This is a genomic window from Bradyrhizobium sp. (genome assembly GCF_004799445.1).
Lineage (GTDB): Bacteria > Pseudomonadota > Alphaproteobacteria > Rhizobiales > Xanthobacteraceae > Bradyrhizobium.
Genome location: NZ_SSNA01000070.1, coordinates 1 through 3,599 on the forward strand (window position 1 = coordinate 1; position 3,599 = coordinate 3,599).

Consider the following 3,599-nt stretch of genomic DNA (forward strand, 5'->3'; position numbering starts at 1 on the left):
AGGCCAGCGAGCGCCGCAATTCCGCCGGAAGACCGAGCCTGCTCACTGTGAGGATTTCATCCAATCCCTCGAGGATGCTTTTTGAGACGCCAGGGGCGTCGCGCTCGAGGCGCTGGGCGAGATTGCGGATCAGTTTCTCCGCCTTCGCCGCATCATCAAGTTCCCAGGCTTGGCCCAACGCATGCCGGACCGAGGCATGCAGGGCGGGAGATAGACGCTCCATGATGTTCCGGGCCTTGTGGATCTGGCAGCGCTGGATCGGCGTGTGGCGCCCGAAGCTATGCCGGATCGCCGTCGGCGCTGCGACTGCGAGTGCTGTCGGCGAGACGCGCTGCATCAACCGATCTCAGGATTCGTTTTCCACCTTGGCCGCTGTCGGACAGTATTCTGAGCAAAGACGCACCGGCGGCGTTCCTGAGTCATCGGGAGACACGTTCGCGGTCAATCGCAATCCGCTCTAAGCCGTCATCGGTCAGAACGAACCCACCCAAGACTTCCTTGGCATAGCCAATGTCCTTTAGCCGGGATTGGACGTGGTACGGAATGTGGCACGTGGCTGGGTGCACCGCGACTTGCCACAATGCCTCAAGTTCAAGGTCGGTCAGCTTCGGCGGAAGAATTTGGTCCATCCTGCAAATATGCGCCTACGGCGCACTCGATCAAGCCAGTCTCGCTGTCTTATCACCGCCCGCCGGCTCTCCCCGGCGGTTTTTTCTTTCTCCGCCAATGCAACCAATGAGCTTGTTCGTTGATTGGATTAATAGCGGCGGAACCGGGAAGCCGGCAGTCGCGTATTAGAGCCGCACGGAGTAATGCCCGGGCGGCTTTTTCTATGCCGCCGCCGAACAGGATCCGAGGATGGCCGACCAATCTGCGATGAAAAGGTGGATCCTCACCCATGTGACGCGAGTGTGGACCGCCTTGTTCACGTTAGCCAGTCTTGGCGCCGCCTTCGTTTACAAGCCCGAAGTTTTGACCTTGTATCTTCGGACCACCATGACGGCGATTGAGACAGGAACGGCCGCTCTGCCGTATCCCTGGGGCGATCGTCTAGAGGTGGTCTTGCGAGGCATTGGTGGGTCGGTTTGGATGCAGTTTGCATTCGCGATCGTGGTAGTCCGCGTGATCGTGTGGCTGATCGCGCGATTCATTGGGTACTGCTGGCGCCTCATACGTCGGGACCCAGTATCGATAGTGGTCGACCGGCGGATGGATAGACGTTGAGGCACCTTTCCGGCCTTCGGGATTCGTTTTCCGCGGGGGCCGGCGGGGGGTCCGCAGCCTCCGACGCCTAGAATTCAGCAGCGGGCTTCCTGAAGTCATGGCGGGAAACCCTCGCGACGCTAGGTAGTTTGCCTCATGGGCACGAGGGACGCCAACGGGATATCAAGTTTGCAAACGACGCCAGAAGGCTCAAAAGAAAGATGGGCTTCGCCTCTAAGTTCGCCAACTAAACCTTGCTCGATCAATCGCGTTCCAAAGCTTTGGTGCGTCGGCGTCTGAACGGACGGGCCACCGATCTCTATCCACGTAAATCCAAATCGTTCCTTCGAGGTATCAACAGCCGCCGATATCGCAACGTGGCCACCGTTCGACAGCGCGCCGTACTTGACGGCGTTGGTACAAAGTTCGTTGAGGATCATTGCAAGCGGAAGGACTGCTGCGGGACTGACCTCGATATCAGGAATTTGGACAGAGAAACGCTGCCCCTTATCGAAGGGTTCAGTTGCGGTTTGAACAATCGAAGCCAGCGATGCGCTCGTCCAGTTAGTCTTCAATAGCAAATCGTGCACGCGTCCCAATGCGAGCAGCCGATGCTCAATTGCCTCGCGACCGTCCTCAACGCTTTTCGCGTTTCTTAAACTCTGCGACGCGATGGCCATTACAGTCGCAAGCACGTTTTTTATTCGATGATGCAATTCTTCCAACAAAAGGCGTTGCACACCTTCCATTATCTTTTTCTCGGCGGCATCGACCCCGGCTTGAGCCAATAGCCGCCGCAATTTTGCATTTTCAATATCGAGCCGATTCTCCTTTTCGCTCGTCAATATCAGTCCTCCTAAGTCACCGGGCCGACAGTCCACCGGGCGTGATCTGGACACCCGGATGAGGTGTACGGGCCGCTGACAAATGCCCGAAGCGTGCCCTCGTGCCGCTCGGCCATTGTCCAATAAATGTGCTAGGCTTTGGATTGCTCGCAGCATTGATCTAGAACAATATTACGGATACTGGCAAAGGCGCGGTCCTTCATTTCCCCGTTTGCTCGGCACCCGGTTATGTTGGATATCTGACATGACATAATCCATCATGCAGGTTGCGCCCTCAGCATTGACATGTAGCCCCCGGCATCGCCCGGTGGACTGCACCGAGCTTTGTGTCATTGACGCCCAAGATCAAATGCGCGCGTTACCAACAGGAAATTTGATGTTCGAGTTGGGTCATTCGCGTCGTTCTGACCGTGGCCAGCCACTTCCTGTCTTCCCCGATAAGCAGTCATTCTCAATGTCGGTTGGCATGTCTCAAAAGTGCCAACAGTGGAAGTGACTCCTTTTATCCAATCACCTCATTGACCGGCGAAGCCTTGGGCGTCACCGTGATGCCTGCTTCCCTTCGACAAAGTTGACCTCAACGCCCTTCCTGACTGATTTCGCCAATCGCTCCACGTCCCAGTTCGTCATTCTGACGCAGCCGTGTGACTCGGATTTGCTGACCCGAGACGGTTCGGCCGTTCCATGAATGCCGTAGCCGTTCTCTGAGAGGCCTATCCACATTGTGCCGACCGGGTTGTTGGGACCTGCGTTGATCGTGAAGGGCTTCGTCGACTCAACTCCCTTAAATTTGTATTTTGGGTCATATCGGTACGTCGGATTGGGCTGGATCGAAACAACCTTTAAAGTGCCTGATGGTGTGGGTTTCTCTCCGCTGCCAACGCTTGCCGGATAAAACGCGACAAGGGCTCCATCCTGCGCGAAGGTTCTCACGGTTTCTCGACCCTTGTCGACTTCGACGCGTGAGACCTTACTCAATTGTTTGTCGGCTGAGAGACTCGCCACGTTGATCTTGTCGCCGACGCGATCGAATTTCTTTCCAGGGTTGATCTCCGCCAACAGATCCTCACTCATGTGGAAGTGTTCAGCCAAAGCTTCCTTCGAGCTCGTATAGCTCAACCTTTTTAGTGACTTCTTGTCTTCCAATTTGGACGGCAGCTTGTCGATGAATGGTCCCTTCACGTCCTGATTTGTCAGGACGTATTCAACGATGACCGGATCACCTGAGCCTTGCTGAAGCTTGGACCATATCTCCGGGGTAAGAACCTTGCCGTACGGAAGACCGTTCGCTTCTGCGAAGGCCCGAAGCGCCTTCTCGAGATTGTCCCCGAACCTACCGTCGATCTCCCCCGGAGAGAACCGAGCTCGATCGAGCAGCACCTGAACCTTGACCACGAGAGGGTTGATCCGATCCTCGGATGGGAGCTTTCCGGCAAAGGTAGCCGCGTTGATCACGTCCGGCTTAACCTCAGTCGCAGCTGCTGGAAGCTGTAGAAGGGCCGTGAATCCGAGTGCTATGATCCACTGTCTCATTGATGCCTCTGGCCGGCT

General features: G+C 56.2%; 2 protein-coding genes and 1 pseudogene. All 3 read right to left on the reverse strand.

Annotated features, from left to right (window positions below; translation table 11 throughout):
- Positions 1-292: pseudogene (locus tag E8A46_RS09570) on the reverse strand (transposase); the annotation flags it as partial.
- A 1,051-nt stretch (positions 293-1,343) separates the two neighbouring features.
- Positions 1,344-2,048 (reverse strand): sensor histidine kinase, encoded by a 705-nt coding sequence (locus E8A46_RS09575; RefSeq protein WP_291559826.1) that lies wholly within the window; start codon positions 2,046-2,048, stop codon positions 1,344-1,346.
- Between the two features lie 540 nt (positions 2,049-2,588).
- A partial coding sequence (locus E8A46_RS09580; RefSeq protein ID WP_363251427.1) for a L,D-transpeptidase occupies positions 2,589-3,599 on the reverse strand: 1,011 nt, incomplete at its 5' end.